Origin of the sequence: Sporosarcina sp. ACRSL (genome assembly GCF_022346605.1) — a bacterium.
Lineage (GTDB): Bacteria > Bacillota > Bacilli > Bacillales_A > Planococcaceae > Sporosarcina.
The window spans coordinates 257,143-272,717 of sequence record NZ_JAKRNT010000005.1 but is presented as its reverse complement, the minus strand read 5'-3'; the positions used below and the strand labels follow the sequence as shown (position 1 = coordinate 272,717).

16 protein-coding genes are annotated in these 15,575 nt (G+C 46.1%); 1 reads left to right on the top strand and 15 read right to left on the bottom strand.

Translation table 11 applies throughout. The annotated features are described in order from the left end of the window. Nucleotides 1-154: 154 nt before the first annotated feature. The 9 genes from MHZ92_RS09710 to cccB all read right to left on the bottom strand — a co-directional run bounded on the left by MHZ92_RS09710 (nucleotide 155) and on the right by cccB (nucleotide 8,287). Nucleotides 155-418, bottom strand: coding sequence for a CsbA family protein (locus MHZ92_RS09710; protein WP_255723459.1), 264 nt, complete (start codon nucleotides 416-418; stop codon nucleotides 155-157). Nucleotides 419-456: 38 nt separating this feature from the next. Further along, the gene (locus tag MHZ92_RS09705) at nucleotides 457-1,626 is read right to left on the bottom strand and encodes a PDZ domain-containing protein (RefSeq protein WP_239431483.1); all 1,170 of its coding nucleotides are present in this window, start codon (nucleotides 1,624-1,626) and stop codon (nucleotides 457-459) included. Nucleotides 1,627-1,768: 142 nt separating this feature from the next. Next, nucleotides 1,769-3,208, bottom strand: a complete 1,440-nt coding sequence (locus MHZ92_RS09700; RefSeq protein ID WP_239431482.1) for a S41 family peptidase — start codon at nucleotides 3,206-3,208, stop codon at nucleotides 1,769-1,771. A gap of 70 nt (nucleotides 3,209-3,278) precedes the next feature. Next, nucleotides 3,279-3,872, bottom strand: a complete 594-nt coding sequence (locus MHZ92_RS09695; protein WP_239431481.1) for a peroxiredoxin family protein — start codon at nucleotides 3,870-3,872, stop codon at nucleotides 3,279-3,281. Next, nucleotides 3,862-4,524, bottom strand: a complete 663-nt coding sequence (locus tag MHZ92_RS09690; RefSeq protein WP_239431480.1) for a hypothetical protein — start codon at nucleotides 4,522-4,524, stop codon at nucleotides 3,862-3,864. Before MHZ92_RS09690 ends, MHZ92_RS09695 begins: the two co-directional genes overlap by 11 nt. A gap of 180 nt (nucleotides 4,525-4,704) precedes the next feature. Next, nucleotides 4,705-5,991, bottom strand: a complete 1,287-nt coding sequence (locus tag MHZ92_RS09685; RefSeq protein ID WP_239431479.1) for a murein hydrolase activator EnvC family protein — start codon at nucleotides 5,989-5,991, stop codon at nucleotides 4,705-4,707. Between the two features lie 83 nt (nucleotides 5,992-6,074). After that, a complete protein-coding gene (gene ftsX / locus MHZ92_RS09680; RefSeq protein WP_239431478.1) occupies nucleotides 6,075-6,959 on the bottom strand; it encodes a permease-like cell division protein FtsX in 885 nt (294 codons plus the stop codon). Further along, on the bottom strand, nucleotides 6,949-7,635 hold the full coding sequence (gene ftsE, locus MHZ92_RS09675; protein WP_239431477.1) for a cell division ATP-binding protein FtsE: 687 nt from the start codon (nucleotides 7,633-7,635) through the stop codon (nucleotides 6,949-6,951). The genes ftsX and ftsE overlap by 11 nt, the downstream gene beginning before the upstream one ends. Before the next feature lie 337 nt (nucleotides 7,636-7,972). Continuing rightward, a complete protein-coding gene (cccB, locus tag MHZ92_RS09670) occupies nucleotides 7,973-8,287 on the bottom strand; it encodes a cytochrome c551 (RefSeq protein ID WP_239431476.1) in 315 nt (104 codons plus the stop codon). Between the two features lie 244 nt (nucleotides 8,288-8,531). Between cccB and MHZ92_RS09665 the strand changes: the two genes are divergently transcribed. Continuing rightward, a complete protein-coding gene (locus tag MHZ92_RS09665) occupies nucleotides 8,532-8,675 on the top strand; it encodes a hypothetical protein (protein WP_239431475.1) in 144 nt (47 codons plus the stop codon). An 8-nt stretch (nucleotides 8,676-8,683) separates the two neighbouring features. On the opposite strand, the gene prfB is transcribed toward MHZ92_RS09665, so the two are convergent. From prfB to MHZ92_RS09640, 6 genes are all read right to left on the bottom strand, one after another. Beyond that, a protein-coding gene (gene prfB, locus MHZ92_RS09660; RefSeq protein ID WP_239431494.1) for a peptide chain release factor 2 occupies nucleotides 8,684-9,785 on the bottom strand; the annotation gives its coding sequence in 2 pieces (ribosomal slippage) (nucleotides 8,684-9,712 and nucleotides 9,714-9,785; 1,101 coding nt in all). A 59-nt stretch (nucleotides 9,786-9,844) separates the two neighbouring features. Next, on the bottom strand, nucleotides 9,845-9,970 hold the full coding sequence (locus tag MHZ92_RS21385) for a hypothetical protein (protein ID WP_255723458.1): 126 nt from the start codon (nucleotides 9,968-9,970) through the stop codon (nucleotides 9,845-9,847). A 101-nt stretch (nucleotides 9,971-10,071) separates the two neighbouring features. Continuing rightward, the gene (gene secA, locus MHZ92_RS09655) at nucleotides 10,072-12,579 is read right to left on the bottom strand and encodes a preprotein translocase subunit SecA (RefSeq protein WP_239431493.1); all 2,508 of its coding nucleotides are present in this window, start codon (nucleotides 12,577-12,579) and stop codon (nucleotides 10,072-10,074) included. Nucleotides 12,580-12,942: 363 nt separating this feature from the next. After that, the gene (gene hpf, locus MHZ92_RS09650) at nucleotides 12,943-13,506 is read right to left on the bottom strand and encodes a ribosome hibernation-promoting factor, HPF/YfiA family (protein WP_239431474.1); all 564 of its coding nucleotides are present in this window, start codon (nucleotides 13,504-13,506) and stop codon (nucleotides 12,943-12,945) included. 125 nt (nucleotides 13,507-13,631) lie between these two features. Continuing rightward, nucleotides 13,632-14,015: a PilZ domain-containing protein gene (locus tag MHZ92_RS09645; RefSeq protein ID WP_239431473.1), complete on the bottom strand. Its 384-nt coding sequence runs from the start codon at nucleotides 14,013-14,015 to the stop codon at nucleotides 13,632-13,634. Nucleotides 14,016-14,073: 58 nt separating this feature from the next. Beyond that, nucleotides 14,074-15,555 carry a methyl-accepting chemotaxis protein gene (locus MHZ92_RS09640; protein ID WP_239431472.1) on the bottom strand — a complete coding sequence of 494 codons (1,482 nt, stop codon included), beginning with the start codon at nucleotides 15,553-15,555 and terminating at the stop codon, nucleotides 14,074-14,076. Nucleotides 15,556-15,575: the final 20 nt, after the last annotated feature.

Sequence of the window (15,575 nt, the reverse complement as noted above, 5' to 3'; positions counted from 1 at the left end):
CGGCACAATCGGTGTAAACGCTATATATAGCCTATTTTTTTAATTTATTTTTTGTGAATCGCGTCACTGTGTATCCCGGCTGCGCAAACTTGCCGCCCCCCCCCCCCCCGCAAATATAAAAAAGGCCGCCCCATTACTGGAGCGGCCTTCCTATTCATTCATCCACATTGCTTCCTTGCCTCTTCGCCTTCTTCACCATCCGCGTCGCATACCAGAAGCCGACCGTTAACGAAAGGGCATCCGCGACATATAGAATCCAGTTATGGGTATAGCCCGCATACACGGACGCTGCGATGAGGGCGATCGTCAAGGTAAGTCCAACGATATGATGGAATGTAACACGTGTGAAAAACACGACGAGCAATCCGGGAAGAAATAATGCGAGCATCAACTTCGTTTCCAACGCAGCTATATCCATTATTCACCTAACCTTTCGACCACTTTTGCCAAATCCGATTAACGGACGACAAGCAGTCCTAACCGGTGATGATCATGACGGTAGAGCACTTGCTGCATAAGCCGTACTTCCCCGTCCCGGCCAATAACTTGAAGACGGCAATGCGCGGCGTTCACTTGAATGGCATCGTACAATTCCTTTTCATTCGATACGCGGATGCCATTCACCATCTTGATGCATTCTCCGGGAATCAAACCGAGTTTTTCACCCGGTGACTCCGGCAAGATCCCCGCAATGATGACGCCCGTCGATTGCGGCGCCGCAGCAAACCCGCCCTTTCGCTCTCTGACAGCTACAACAATCGAAAGCACTGCCCTGCAGACAACCCCAATGAGCAAAGCCGCCCAACCGAGGATTGGCATCCACCATGCGAATGCCCCGACGAAAGTGACAACTGCACCGAGGAAGATGACCGCTTGTCCAATTTTCGGAAATAGGACATCCGGAAAACTTGCCCGTGCAATTTGAGAGAAACCGATGACGAGGGGCACCGGAATAAAGCTAAAAGCAGTGGCCCCGAGCGTAAATTGTGGCCAATATGGCGCAAACGATGAAAGTAAATCGCCTGGAACGAGAAATACGATCGGCAATAGCCAGAGCCGTTTCGATTTATACGCTGCAGCCCGTAATCCCCGGTTCGTCTTCGTCAAGAAAGGCGATGCATAAGCTCCACTATATCGGTAAATGAGGAACCCTTCAGCAATTAGGAAAAGTCCAGCGATGACAGGAACCGTCAACGCCATATCCCCAAACAAGTCAACATCGCCTGGCGACCACCCTTGTATCGTAAATGCCGGACCCCATTGCTGGAGTGCATACAATCCGAAAAATGCAATTGCGGCAAAATAGATCGGTGAAGCGGCTTGATAATAGAACGAGACCATCGATACTATAGCGATTGCACATAATAGCGCAATCCAACCGACATCAACAGTCAAGCCAATTCCGGATACTAAGACGGATACGATCAACGCCGGCAACCACGATTCGGCTAGCAGCTTTTTCATCTCCGTCAAGCCGGGGTGAAGTCGCACAAGGAAACTGCGCCGTTCTCGTTTCACCCGGAAATACCCTAGCCCGATTGCCGCAACTATGGCAATCAACCAAACTGGATTCAGGAAAAATAGTGCAATAGCTTGTAACAGATCCATCAGTACTTGTTCACTCATCAACCGTCACCATCCCATCCCCGAAAACATGATTATTCTCTATTGTATCAAAAGAAACGTCTCACGTGTGAGACCACTAAAAAAAATCTATCGCTATCACATTAAAAAACTCCCTGCATGTACAGGGAGGCTGGTTAGTAATTTATTGCGTCAACACATAATGGACGTAGCCGATGGCGACTTGTAGTTGGATGTCGTGTGCTTTGTCTTTGCGATACTCTTCGACCCGTTCGCGGATGGCGGCGAAGAATTTGCGGTCCATAATGCTTTCAGGGGATACTTTTGCATTGACGCGGAATTCATGGACAGCGACTGCCGTCGATTCGTCAAAGTAGCCGTCAACCCGTTCGAGTGAATAGCCGAGGCCTGCCAAAACGCGTTGTCCGTATGCGATGTCTTCATGGTAATCACCGACGGCATAGACGTTCGTCGAAAAGCGGATATGCTCGGTGAAAAGCCGATCTTGCTCCGACGCCAAGTCGACAGCGACGCCTTTACCGTGAATCCACGTCTCTTTCGGAGTTAACCATTTATGGGTGGACAGTTTCATTTCCCCGCCGTTCGAAAGATCAATCGTATCTTGGACGGTCCCTTTGCCGAAGCTCACCTGTCCTATGATGAATCCCCGTTTCAAATCTTTCAATGCTCCGCTCAACACTTCGCTCGCCGATGCGCTCCCTTTATCCTGCAACACGATGATCGGCATCGTTTTCAGCTTTTCGTCGAACTTGAATTTCTCGGAAGGTGCGACGACGAGTGGCGTCATTTGACCTTTCGCGTTTTGCATATAGGCAAAAATTGAATCATTTGGCAATAAACTCCCAGCTACTTCGCCGACGGCTCGCAAATAGCCGCCCGGATTCCCCCGTACATCAATCACTAGAGCTTCGGCACCGCCTTTGATCATTGCATCAGTCGCCTTTTTCCATTCGTCTGCCGTCTCATCCCCGAACATCGTCAACGCTATGTAACCGAATTTCTTGCCCCTTTCCTCCATCAATTCAGCAGTCACCGTTTTCACAGGAATGACTTCACGTATCACTTTCAACTCGAGGTGCTTATTCAAATCAGGCCTGTAAATCGTCATTTCCACTGCAGTTCCTTCCTTGCCCCGGATCTTTCTGACGACGTCCTGCAACGTCAAGCCCCCGAGCCCCTCCCCGTTAATGCGGACGATTTCGTCATACGGCTTCAACCCCGCCTTTTCCGCAGGAGACCCTTTAATTGGCGCAACGATAATATACCTGCCACCGGATCTCGTAATTTCCGCACCGATCCCGACTTTTTCACCTGCAAGCGACTCCCGATGCGACGCTGCTTCTTCCTCCGACAAATACGTTGAATACGGATCCCCAATGACATCCGCCATACCACGCAGCGCCCCTTCGATTAGCCTGTCCCCTTGGACCGGGTACACCGCTTTCTCCTGAATAATGCTGTACGCTTCCTCAATGACGGGAAACGCCCCTTTCAATGTTGAATCAGTCCTTTTCCCTTCCGCGGAGCAACCGTCCAAAATTACGAATATGCCTGCCGCGATTACCGTCAAGATCGCAAAAACTAAAAACCGGCTTCTGCGCATCGATAACATCCCTCCTCCGTCCACTATATGAACGAAATCAGTATGTTACGACAACAGAAAACCGGCATTATTAGTCTAAGTCTTGGATAAGGCTTTCCATCGTCGCCTCATCCATTGGTCCTTTTACGATTTGTCCAATCGTGCCATCCGTGTTCAACATGTAGGTCGTCGGTAATTGGAACACTTGAAACGCTTCGCCGACAACCCCTTTTTCGTCCAACGGAATCGGGAACGTCAATTCATACGAATCGATGAACTCCTGGACGACTTTCACTCCCCTTGCTTCACTGTCGGTCATATTGATTGCAACGATCTCCACATTTTCCTTTTCGGCGGAGTTTTTGTAGTAGTTTTGCATATGCGGCATTTCAGCCCTGCACGGAGGACACCACGTTGCCCAGAAATTCAGTACAACTTTTTTTCCTTTCAATTCGGATAGTGTAAGTGGTTCTCCATCCAATGTTGTCAATTCGAAATCGGGTGGTGTATCACCGAGTCCTAGTCCAATTTCACCTGTTGCCTCATCAGATCCTTTGGATACAATCAAAGCGCTTGCCGTGTCGATCGGATCTGCCTTTTCTATATTTTGCTTCACCATAATCGCAATCATCGACCCGATAAGCAATATTGCGATGACGTAGCCGATTACTTTTTTATTCAACATGATTACCCCCGTTGATTTGTTCAAATGTACGTACCTTCGAAAAAAGCATCGTGAAAAACAAGCCGATCAATATCGTTACAAGCAGCTGTGGGTTCCAAAGACCTTTCGGCTGTATGACCGCAACAAAAACATGGACCGCCATGAATAGCAAGGAAAGCGGAACGATATGGTTTCCACTTACGTGGACGTCTTTCCAAATAAAAACCAGAAGTCCAATAAATAGGATAGCCGTTCCGGCACGCGCAATCATGCTTCCTTCCTTTAAGAATACCATCATCACTTGAAAAACAGCTTGAGAGGAAACGGCACCCATAAATAGGGCAACGAGTCCGTCTTTATCAATTCGGTCCTTCATCCAACTATGCCATGTCCAACATGCTACGAAAATCAATCCGCCAATAAACCCAAAGATGCCTCCGTTGAAATAAATAATCGCAAGCGGCAAATCAATGCCTATTTTGAAGTCCGTAATGATGACAGACAGTTTCCATATAACTATGAGATAAAAAACCGCGTCCCCGAACCGATTAGCATGCTGTTTGCCAAATTTCAACCGGATAGCAATATATGAAAAAATGAATGCAATAATGAGAGCAATCCAAGTGGACGGCACTGTTACATTGCCAATATAAAATAATTTGTTGACAGTCATCCGAGAGGTATCCCCTTTTGATTCGTATACAGTTAAATGCTAAAGGAAAGTAACGAACGTTGCGAGTATATTGCTTCTAGCATCGCTGAAAAATGGTAAGATTTTGTGAAGTTTCTCCAAAAAAATAAACTGCACCGCCATTGTTAGATTTGCAGCTAACAATGACGATGCAGTTTTCAATTAAAATGGTACATATCGTAATGGGTTCACAGCACTTGGACCGGACGCTGTCCAGTTCCCGACGTGTAGTTCGAAATGCAAGTGAGGGCCTGTGGATGCGCCAGTATTTCCGACAGCTCCAATATACCCGCCTTTATCGACGACTTGTCCCGAGCTGACGCTAATTTTCGATAAATGGGCATACACGGTTGTGAAAATCTGGCCGTCTACTGAATGGGTAATCATTATGACGTTACCAAATCCGCCCATTCTGCCTGCATACGAAACGACTCCATCACCTGCAGCTACGACCGGTGTTCCAGTCGGCGCAGCAATATCTGCTCCTCGGTGTTGACGTTTCGTATTATAGATCGGATGGATCCGCCAACCGAATGAAGATGAGTATCGTCCTTGGGCAGGTGTTGTCCAGAAGCCATTTGAAACATGTGGTAAGGAGTTTGGTTTAGCTTTTCTAGCTGCCTCTCTCGCTTTCCGTTTACGTTCAGCTTCTTTTCGTGCAATTTCTGCAATACGTTTCTGTTCAGCGATAATTTGTTTCTCTAGCTTTGCGTCAACTTCGATTGCTTCATGGAAGTCTTCTTCCAATTGCTTTTTCTCTTTTGATAGCCTTTCTTGTTCTGCTTCCAATTGGTCGATTACTTTACGTTTCTCTTTTTTCTTCGACTGAAGATTTTCTCTCAATTTTTCGAGATATGCTTTACTTTCCTCTAATTCTTTTAATTTCTTTTCGACGAGCGCTTTCTCTGTTTCCAGCTGCTCGATGTCTTCCTGCTGTTTCCTCATAATATCACGGTCCGCATCCATAAGCGTTGTGACTGCGGAAAAACGGTCGATGAAATCTGCGAAGCTGTTCGCTCCAAGCAATACGTCTACGTAGCTTACATTGCTGCCTTTCACTTGCATCGCCCGTACGCGTTCTCGAAGGATGACATCACGCTCAGCGATTTTCGTTTCAAGATCCGCGATCGATTCCTTTAACGCTTCGATCTCTTCATTCGTTTTGTTGATTCGATCGATGACGCGGTTCATGTTTGCGTTCGTCTCTTCAATTTCTTTGTTCAACTTACTAATTTGGTTTAAAAACTTCTGAATTTCATTTTCAGTTTCCTTGATTGCCTTATCTTTATTGTTAATGCTTGATTTCAGATTTGCTTTTTTATCTTGGTTTTGCTTTTGTTCTTTCTTCAAATCATTCAATGTGCTCGCCAAAGCCTCCGAATCGCCAACAACGGACGACATCAGGAACACCATGACGAGACTTGCCATGATCCATCTTTTCTTGTTCAACTTCTTATTTCCCCCTTTAAGCTTTTGCTGTAGGTTGATTCGAATATAGGACTACAGCAACCCCACTTTTCCGTGAGAGCCTATCAGACTCTAAGAAATTTACGGACAGACATGAAACTGCCCCATACTCCAATAAATACGCCCATGAATATAAGAAGCCCATTTACTTGGAGGATGAATGGCGTTGTATTCAATAATTGGAATAGTTCGTTCTGCAATCTTGGTTGCCATTGTGAATAAAGCTCGTTGTACGAAACGGAAATGACAATCATCGGAATGATTGCACCGAGGACGCCAAGCCAAACCCCTTCCAACACGAAAGGTATCCGTACGAAGCTATTCGTAGCACCTACAAGTTTCATAATCTCAATCTCTCGTCTTCTCGCAACAATTGTGAGACGGATCGTATTTGAAATTAAGAACATCGCGGTGAATAAAAGGGCCAGAATGAGCACCATTCCAATGTTCCTGCTCATATTGAGCACATTGAATAATTTTTCGACTTTCCCTTCGCCATAGACGACTTGATATGTATTGTCATACGTATCAATTTTTTTAGCGATCGTAGCTGTCTGGTGAGGGTCGGCCGCTTTTACGTAGAGAGCGTCTCCTAGCGGATTGCTCTGTTTATAGAGATTCAATTCATCCCCGAAGGACTTGATCATTTTATCGAGTTCTTCATCCTTCGTCGCATGAACGACTTCCCTTACCCCGGGGGTTTCCCGGACTTGCATCACTAATGTTTTCACTGCATCTTCATCTGCCGCCGGTTCCATGATGACTTTGATTTCTACGTCATTTTCAAGATTGTCCGCCAATTGGTTCAAGTTCATCATAATGACGATAAACACCCCGACGAGCAAAAGAGTGACGGTTACTGCACTGACAGAGGCGAACGTCATCCAGCTGTTCCGACCGAGGCTTTTTAGGCTTTCTCTTAGATGCCGCCCGAACGTCCTAGCTTTCATAATCGTATTCCCCTTCGTATTCATCTCTCGTGATCATCCCGCCCTCGACGACGATAACCCGATGTTTGATCGTATTCACAATTTCCTTATTATGCGTCGCCATGACGATTGTCGTGCCACGCGCATTGATCTGTTCGAAGATCTTCATAATTTCCCAAGATGTGTCCGGATCCAAGTTCCCTGTAGGCTCGTCCGCGATGACGACTTTCGGGACATTGACGATGGAACGGGCAATGGACACCCGTTGCTGTTCACCGCCCGATAACTCGTTCGGAAACATTCTCGCCTTCTGTGTCAATCCGACAAGTGCCAGTACATCATTCACTTTTTTACGGATTTGCTTCGGCGACTCTTCAATGACTTCTAACGCAAACGCGACATTCTCGTAAACATTCAATTTAGGAAGTAGTTTAAAGTCTTGGAAGACGACACCGATCTGCCTTCTCAAATGAGGGACTCTACTATTCCGTAATGTTCCAAGATTTATGCCGTTAATTAATATGTCGCCTTTTGTCGGAGTTTCCTCCCGGTACATCATTTTAATGAACGTCGACTTTCCCGCTCCGCTAGGCCCAACGACATAAACAAACTCGCCCCGACTAATTTCGACGTTAATGCCATTCGCGGCAACAACCCCGTTCGGATATTTCTTATATACATCTTTCATTACAATCATGTAAAAACCACCTGAATCGTATTGTGTTACTTATTTTTTCTCAAGACATTCATATTATAGCATGCTATGGCTTGCTAAGTATTACAGATATGTTTCATTTGAGACGACACAATTCAACAACCCTATATCTGTACGTTGTCAAAACGTCACGAAAACCGCAAGCTTCCCTTTTTCACTATGAAAATATAATATTTTTATATGATTTAAATCAATGTTTTGGTCTTTCACAAACAGTTCTATGTAATATCCCTGCAATAGTATGGTTAAGATTTTCCATTTTTTTATTCGATAAAAAACGCAATAGGCGATGATCACCTATTGCGTTATCCATGATTTATTATTTCTTTTCAGCTAGCCATTTTGTGACGGCTTCCAATTCTTCGCCTTTGATTAATCCAGGTGGCATACCATTTTGTCCGTTTTGAATAATATCGTGGATTTCGTCTTCAGATAGTCGTGAGCCGACGTCTGCCAATCCAGGAGCGTTGCCGCGACCTTCGAGATTACCGCCATGACAGCTTGCACAGCTATTTTGGAAAACCTTGTCTGGATCGACTGCGGCCGACTCTCCGGACTCATTGCCATCGTTTCCTCCGCATGCGCCAAGTACAAGCGCTGCACCAAACAGTACTGTTACCAGCTTGTTTTTCATGTTGTTTCCTCCTGTCGTAAATAGTTGCTACAACGTTAGTATACCAAAGGTTTGGGAGCGTACACTGCGAGGGTAGGTGCCCATTTTTATCAAATTCGTGACAAATTGGAAAGATTTTCACCTGCCTTGAAGTGACTTCATTATTATACCTTTACGTTTTACTATACACGTTAACGGGGATTTCAAACCCTTGCTGCGAGTAGCGGAGTGGATAGTTCATTAGTCCCAAAATGACGATATCTTTGTGAAAATGATCGATATGTATCCGGAACTGATCGATAAGTCGATTAGAATGACCGATAAACCTGTGAATTTGAACGATATCCGCCTGGAATTAATCGATAAAATGAAGCTAATGAAAAAAGCGCACCGAAGTGCACTTTTTTAGGATAAGTCTTATGAAATTTTCGAACGTAGATAAGCATTGATGAACATATCGATTTCGCCGTCCATGACTGCGCCGACGTTTCCAGTTTCCTCGTTCGTCCGGTGATCTTTCACCATGGAGTATGGGTGGAATACGTAAGAACGGATTTGGCTGCCCCAGCCGATCTCTTTTTGCTCGCCTCGGATTTCAGCCAAACGTGCTTCTTCTTCTTCAACTTTAATTTGGTAAAGTTTCGCTTTCAAAAGGTTCATCGCGCGCTCACGGTTTTTAATCTGTGAACGCTCTGTTTGACATGTCACGATAGCACCTGTCGGAATATGCGTAATCCGTACGGCGGAATCCGTCGTGTTGACGTGCTGCCCGCCCGCACCACTTGAACGGTACGTATCGATTTTCAAGTCTTCTGTCCGGATTTCAATATCGATATCGCCGTCAAATTCAGGCATCACTTCAACAGAAGAGAATGACGTATGGCGACGGCCGGATGAGTCGAATGGCGAAATGCGGACGAGACGGTGAACGCCTTTTTCCGCTTTTAAATACCCATATGCATTATGGCCTTTGATGGAAAGTGTCACGGACTTCACGCCGGCTTCATCGCCTGCTTGGTAGTCGAGAGTTTCCACTTTATATCCTTGATCTTCAGCCCATCTTTGATACATACGGAGCAACATGGAAGCCCAGTCTTGGGACTCTGTTCCGCCTGCGCCCGAATGGATTTCTAGGACGGCATTGCTGCTATCAAACTCGTCGCTTAAGAGCATTTGCAAGTCGAAGTCTTCCATCTTCTTCTTGAACTCTTTCAACTCGGAGACCAATTCTTCTTGGAGTTCTTCATCAGCTTCTTCACGAAGTAATTCAAGCGTCATTTCTAGGTTTTCCTGTGTGTCGTTCAATTCATGGAATGAGCCGACTGTCGCTTTCAATGCATTTGATTCCGAGATGACTTTTTGCGCGCTGTCCTGGTTATCCCAGAAGCCTGGCTCCAGCATCACTTCGTCTAATTCTTGCATACGTGCCTCTTTGTTTTCTAAGTCAAAGAGACCCCCTGAAGTCCGCTAATTTCTTAGCTGTTTTGTCAAGCTCGTTCCGTACATCGGATAATTCCATCATAGTTGTTCCTCCTGAAAATAAATAAAATGGGTAATTAATAATATACCGGATTTCCACTACAGGCGGCCGCTTTCCGCGGGCGTCGCTTCAGCCTCCTCACTCCGCTTCGCTTCGTTGCGGGGTCTTCTGCTGACGCTTTTCCCGCTGGAGTCGCCGCCTTTCGCTTCAATCCTTAGTAGCATATTTATTAATTGAAAAGAACTTAAAATGAAACTTCCATCAGAAGATGTGGATAACCACACCTACTGATGGGAAGTTAGTTGTAATGCTTTATGCCAGGCAGTTACGCTTTGCCGTGGCAGTTTTTGTACTTTTTGCCGCTTCCGCAAGGGCATGGGTCGTTACGACCGATGTTGACTGCGCGACGAACTGGCTTCTTCGTCACTTTCTCGCCGTCTTCTTTCGGGTTGACGGCTTGCCCTTTGGCTACTTCCTCACGCTCTAGGTTGTTACGGATTTCAGCCTTCATTACATACTTCGCTGCATCGTTTTCGATAGCCGCAACCATTTCTTCGAACATCGAAAAGCCTTCCGCTTGGTACTCGCGGAGCGGGTCTGTCTGGCCGTATGCACGTAAATGGATACCATGACGCAGCTGATCCATCGCGTCAATATGATCCGTCCATTTTGAATCGATCGCACGTAAAAGAACAACCTTTTCAAATTCGCGCATCCGGTCTTCGGACATTTCGGCTTCCTTCTCATTATATCGTTCAATGACCGCATCGTGAATCAAAGTTTTTATTTCCTCTTCGGATTTTCCTTCCATGTCCTTCACCGTGATCCGGCCTTCCGGAAGAAGGTTCGCACCAATGAAATCTTCAAGGGCTTTCAGTTTCCACTCGGCCCCTTTTTCTTCAGGCGCATGCATTGCTACAGCGCGTTCGATGACAGATTCCAGCATGCCTTCGAGGACACCACGAATATTTTCGGACGCAAGCACTTCATTACGTTCCTTATAGATGATTTCACGTTGTTGACGGAGCACATCGTCATATTGCAATAGACGTTTCCGTGCATCGAAGTTATTCCCCTCGACACGTTTTTGTGCAGATTCAACGGAGCGCGACACCATTTTCGATTGAATCGGTGTCGTATCGTCCATACCGAGCTTCGTCATCATGCCTTTCATTTGCTCGGAACCGAACCGGCGCATCAATTCATCCTCTAGCGACAAGTAGAATTGTGTCACACCTGGGTCTCCTTGACGGCCTGAACGTCCGCGGAGCTGATTGTCAATACGGCGTGATTCATGACGCTCCGTACCGATAACTGCAAGTCCGCCAAGCTCTTTGACGCCTTCTCCAAGCTTGATGTCCGTACCACGGCCTGCCATGTTCGTCGCAATCGTGACGGCGCCTTTTTGGCCTGCTTCTAAAATGATTTCAGCTTCACGGCCATGGTTTTTCGCATTCAAGACATTATGTGGAATTCCATATTTGCGTAAGTAATTCGAAATAATTTCAGACGTTTCGATTGCCACCGTACCGACGAGCACCGGCTGCCCTTTCAGATGGCGTTCTTTAATATCCTCGGCAACCGCCTTATATTTCCCATCCATCGTAGCGTAAATGAGATCCGGTCGGTCATCCCGTGCAATCGGACGATTCGTCGGAATAGCGATGACATTCATATTGTAAATATTACGGAACTCTTCCTCTTCCGTTTTCGCAGTACCTGTCATACCGGACAATTTGTCATACATCCGGAAGAAGTTCTGGAACGTGATTGTCGCAAGCGTCATCGTTTCATTTTGGACTTCCAAGCCTTCCTTCGCCTCGATCGCTTGGTGCAATCCATCGCTGTAACGACGGCCTTTCATCAAACGGCCCGTGAATGAATCGACGATGACAACTTCGCCCTCTTGGACGACGTAATCGACGTCGATATGCATGCTCGCATGTGCCTTCAACGATTGGTTGATGGCATGGTTCAATGTGACATGTTTCAAGTCGAAAAGGTTTTCAATGCCGAACGCCTTCTCCGCCTTCTCAATACCCGTTTCCGTTAGAACGACACCTTTTGTCGACTCGTCGTACGAGTAATCCTCTTCCTTTTTCAACGTAATGACGAAACGGTTCGCCAATCGGTACAGCTCCGCTGATTTCGAAGCTTGCCCGGAAATGATCAACGGTGTCCGCGCCTCATCGATCAAAATGGAGTCGACTTCGTCAATGACCGCATAATGGAGCGGACGCTGCACCTTATGCTCGTCATACAACACCATATTGTCGCGCAAGTAATCGAACCCTAGTTCATTATTCGTAGTATACGTTATATCCGCTGCATACGCTTCACGCTTTTCTTCTTTTGACAGGCTGTTCAAGTTCAAGCCGACTGTCATGCCAAGGAATTCGAATAGCTCACCCATCTCGGTGGCGTCACGGCTCGCAAGGTATTCGTTCACCGTCACAACGTGAACGCCTTTGCCGTCAAGCGCATTCAAATAAACCGAGAGCGTTGACGTCAACGTCTTCCCTTCCCCGGTCTTCATTTCCGCGATATTCCCTTCATGCAACGCAGCGGCACCCATAATTTGCACCCGGAACGGATACATACCGAGTACACGACGCGAAGCTTCACGGACGACGGCAAAAGCTTCCGGTTGAATAGCATCGAGCGATTCACCGTTTGCTACTCGCTCTTGGAATTCCGCCGTTTTCGCTTTTAGCTGTTCATCGGAAAGCTGTTCCATCTCTGCTGCTTTCTCTTCGACTCTATCTGCAATCTTTTCGAGACGTTTAATGTCTCGTTTATTCGGATCAAACATTTTATTCAATACGCCAAGCATATACGTCACATCCTCATTAAGTTCACCCTTCATTTTAACATTGTAAAAAGCACCGTGCAAATAGTCCGGGCAATATTAGAAGGGATTTATAGAAAAATCGTTTTCTTGCGGAAATAAATCGAAGTAAGAAGTTAATCAAAAACGGATAAATTAAAAGAAGCACGCATATAAATATGACGGATATGTGCCATAAAAGTTACATAAATGTATTTCTAGTCCTACTCGCAACGCTATCGCTTGTGCTCGCAAAAGCCGTTCTTCGTGACGGCTAAAGCAAAGAGGTGCTCGCAAAAGCCGTTCTTCGTGACGGCTTTCATTATAAAACCCCCGGATTTCTCCGGGGGTCTCTAACTGAAAACGTTTTCAATTGGTTTCAATTAATCCGTATTTTCCATCTTTTCTCTTGTACACAATATTTGTGCCGTCTGATTCAGCGTCCGTGAAGATGAAGAAGCTATGGCCGAGCATGTTCATTTGCAGGATTGCTTCCTCTTGGTCCATCGGCTTCAAATCGAATTGTTTTGTACGGACGACTTGGAACTCGTTTTCATCGCTTAACGCTTCTTCATTGCCATTCCGTTCCTTCTCCACAGATTGTAAGAAGGCTGCGACGCCTTCGCGTTCACGGAATTTGCGATTTACTCTTGTTTTATATTTCCGGATTTGGCGCTCGAGTTTGTCAACAATCAAGTCGATCGCAGCGTACATATCATCATGCCGCTCCTCAGCTCGGAGAGTCAAGTTCTTCATAGGAATAGTGATTTCCACTTTAGTCTGTTTGTCGTTATACACTTTCAGGTTGACGTGGGCTGTTGCGTTCGCGCCCTCTGTGAAGTACCTTTCGAGTTTTTGTACTTTCTTCTCGACGTACTCACGAATTGCCGGAGTTACCTCAAGGTTTTCCCCTCGGATGTTAAAGTCTAGCATAAGAACTCCTCCTTTAATTAACCGTTAATGTATACTTCTACATATCTATTTTAATCTCCTTCTTTCATTGAGAAGGAAAATTAAAAACTTGTCGAAATGTGACGAAATCGTCACGGTGCGGATTTTCAGCTTTTCTTCCCGTCGGTCTGCACGACTTCTGACCGCCTGCGGAGCTTCAGTTCATCGATGATCAAATTTGAAATGGAAGGGTTTTCAACAAAATCGATACCGTATTGGAAACCACCGGTCGATTGCTTCTTCCAAACAATTTTTCCTTCTATATCGATAGGAGTTTCAAAAAGGGTGAAATGAAGCCGCATAAAAACAGGTCCCTTTTCGATCGGTAAATTGAAATCTGTTGCAATTTTCGTACCGCCAGGACTGATATCGAGCAAAAGGCAGTCTCCCGGATTCGATTCGTTCATGTCCTCTCCGACGACAATCCGAAAGGTCGCTTTTGGCGGAATCCCGAATGAATGCCTGAAATACTCATGACGTTTATACAGCATTTCACCCACCCCGTTCCTAATCTATTCTCTATATTCATTATACCAAATGTCAGAAGATTTATCTAACTTCAGACAATTCTTTTGTCCGTTTGATTGTCCCGTCCAGCGTTCTGACGATTTGCTCGTTATCGGCGACGGTCGTATGCACCGTTGCATTCACTTCTTCGAGAGAGGCGCTTGATTGCGCGAGCAGATCTGCGAAAGTACCCGTCATTTCACTAATATCAGCGGTCTCTTCCGAAATGACCTTCATTTTGGAATCAAACATGTCAAACTTCCGATGAAGACTATCCAAAGTTAAATGCATTTGCTCAATTTTTTGTTCCGCCTCAATCGTCTTCGTTCCTTGCGCCTTCAATTTACCGGTGCTCGCCGTCAAGTTTTCACGGGAGCGTCCGTTCATTGTATTCACGTCATTCAAATTGCCGTTAATCTCCGCGAGCGTCTCCGCGGTCATGTTCGCAAGTTTCCGGATTTCTTCCGCCACGACTGCGAATCCTTTTCCATGGTCACCTGCGCGAGCTGCTTCAATCGACGCATTGAGTGCCAACAGATTCGTCTGCTCGGTGATCGTCGCAATCGATTTCGCAAGCGCATTGGTCCGTTCGATATTTTGCGTCAACGCGCCGAACGATCCATTCAGCTCATTCAATAGCTGCTCGACCTCTTCCATGCCGGTGCGAACATTGCGCATCAGGACGACGACGTCATCGGATTCCTCACGTAATTTCGCTGCCTCGAGAGCAACCGTTTTTGTCTCTTTCAACATTTCCGCTACATCGGTTTGTGCTCGTCCCGCATTTTGAGCGATCCTACTAATCTGCTCAGCCTCCTGCTCCACACCCGCAGCAAGCGAATTCATTATACCTAGCAGCTCCTGCTGAGCTAACAAATGTTGTTCCGCCGTAGTGCCCACTGACGTGAGATCTTTCGCCACCTGCTCGACGTTTTCATTTAACGTACGGTGTTTCCGTTCCTCTTCCATCGCTCGCTTTGACTGCTCCGCCGTGAATTCGTAAACACGTGCCTCCAGTTTTTTCGTCTGCCGAATTTGGATTAGCAACCCAACCGCCATGAGGATGAGTGTAAGTGTGGCACTCCCTTTGCTTGAGGCGATCTGCTCCTGATGTGGATAATTTGTCATAAAGACAATCATGACAATAATCGATAGAGCGAACCCGTACGACATAATGCGCATCGATGCATGGACGCTCGCGATGCCCGCAATGAAAAATGCAATACCGACCGTTGCAATGGACGGATCCCCAACAAGTCCATTGAAAATGGCAGCGAACGCGGTAATGCCGATGATTGCCCACGGAAACAGCTTTTCAAAAAACGTGAATTTCCTTGATAAAAGATAAAGGATGACCGACGTCGTCATCGGAATCGTCATGCTAATTGTCTTTAACGCATCCTGCCCCGTTAAAAAATAAAAGATGGCACCAATAAAGCTCGATGCGCCGAGTGTGATAAATAATATGAAATTCTTCTTCGAAAATTGCTCTTGCATTAAGTGATCCACATTCCCTGCTACCATTTCCCATTCCCCCTTGCCCG

What these genes read in the sequence shown, in the direction of transcription:
- MHZ92_RS09710 (WP_255723459.1), bottom strand. Translation starts at nt 418, where the DNA reads ATGGATATAGCTGCGTTGGAAACGAAGTTGATGCTCGCATTATTTCTT.
- MHZ92_RS09705 (WP_239431483.1), bottom strand. Translation starts at nt 1,626, where the DNA reads ATGAGTGAACAAGTACTGATGGATCTGTTACAAGCTATTGCACTATTT.
- MHZ92_RS09700 (WP_239431482.1), bottom strand. Translation starts at nt 3,208, where the DNA reads ATGCGCAGAAGCCGGTTTTTAGTTTTTGCGATCTTGACGGTAATCGCG.
- MHZ92_RS09695 (WP_239431481.1), bottom strand. Translation starts at nt 3,872, where the DNA reads ATGTTGAATAAAAAAGTAATCGGCTACGTCATCGCAATATTGCTTATC.
- MHZ92_RS09690 (WP_239431480.1), bottom strand. Translation starts at nt 4,524, where the DNA reads ATGACTGTCAACAAATTATTTTATATTGGCAATGTAACAGTGCCGTCC.
- ftsX (WP_239431478.1), bottom strand. Translation starts at nt 6,959, where the DNA reads ATGAAAGCTAGGACGTTCGGGCGGCATCTAAGAGAAAGCCTAAAAAGC.
- ftsE (WP_239431477.1), bottom strand. Translation starts at nt 7,635, where the DNA reads ATGATTGTAATGAAAGATGTATATAAGAAATATCCGAACGGGGTTGTT.
- cccB (WP_239431476.1), bottom strand. Translation starts at nt 8,287, where the DNA reads ATGAAAAACAAGCTGGTAACAGTACTGTTTGGTGCAGCGCTTGTACTT.
- MHZ92_RS21385 (WP_255723458.1), bottom strand. Translation starts at nt 9,970, where the DNA reads ATGCTACTAAGGATTGAAGCGAAAGGCGGCGACTCCAGCGGGAAAAGC.
- secA (WP_239431493.1), bottom strand. Translation starts at nt 12,579, where the DNA reads ATGCTTGGCGTATTGAATAAAATGTTTGATCCGAATAAACGAGACATT.
- hpf (WP_239431474.1), bottom strand. Translation starts at nt 13,506, where the DNA reads ATGCTAGACTTTAACATCCGAGGGGAAAACCTTGAGGTAACTCCGGCA.
- MHZ92_RS09645 (WP_239431473.1), bottom strand. Translation starts at nt 14,015, where the DNA reads ATGCTGTATAAACGTCATGAGTATTTCAGGCATTCATTCGGGATTCCG.
- MHZ92_RS09640 (WP_239431472.1), bottom strand. Translation starts at nt 15,555, where the DNA reads ATGGTAGCAGGGAATGTGGATCACTTAATGCAAGAGCAATTTTCGAAG.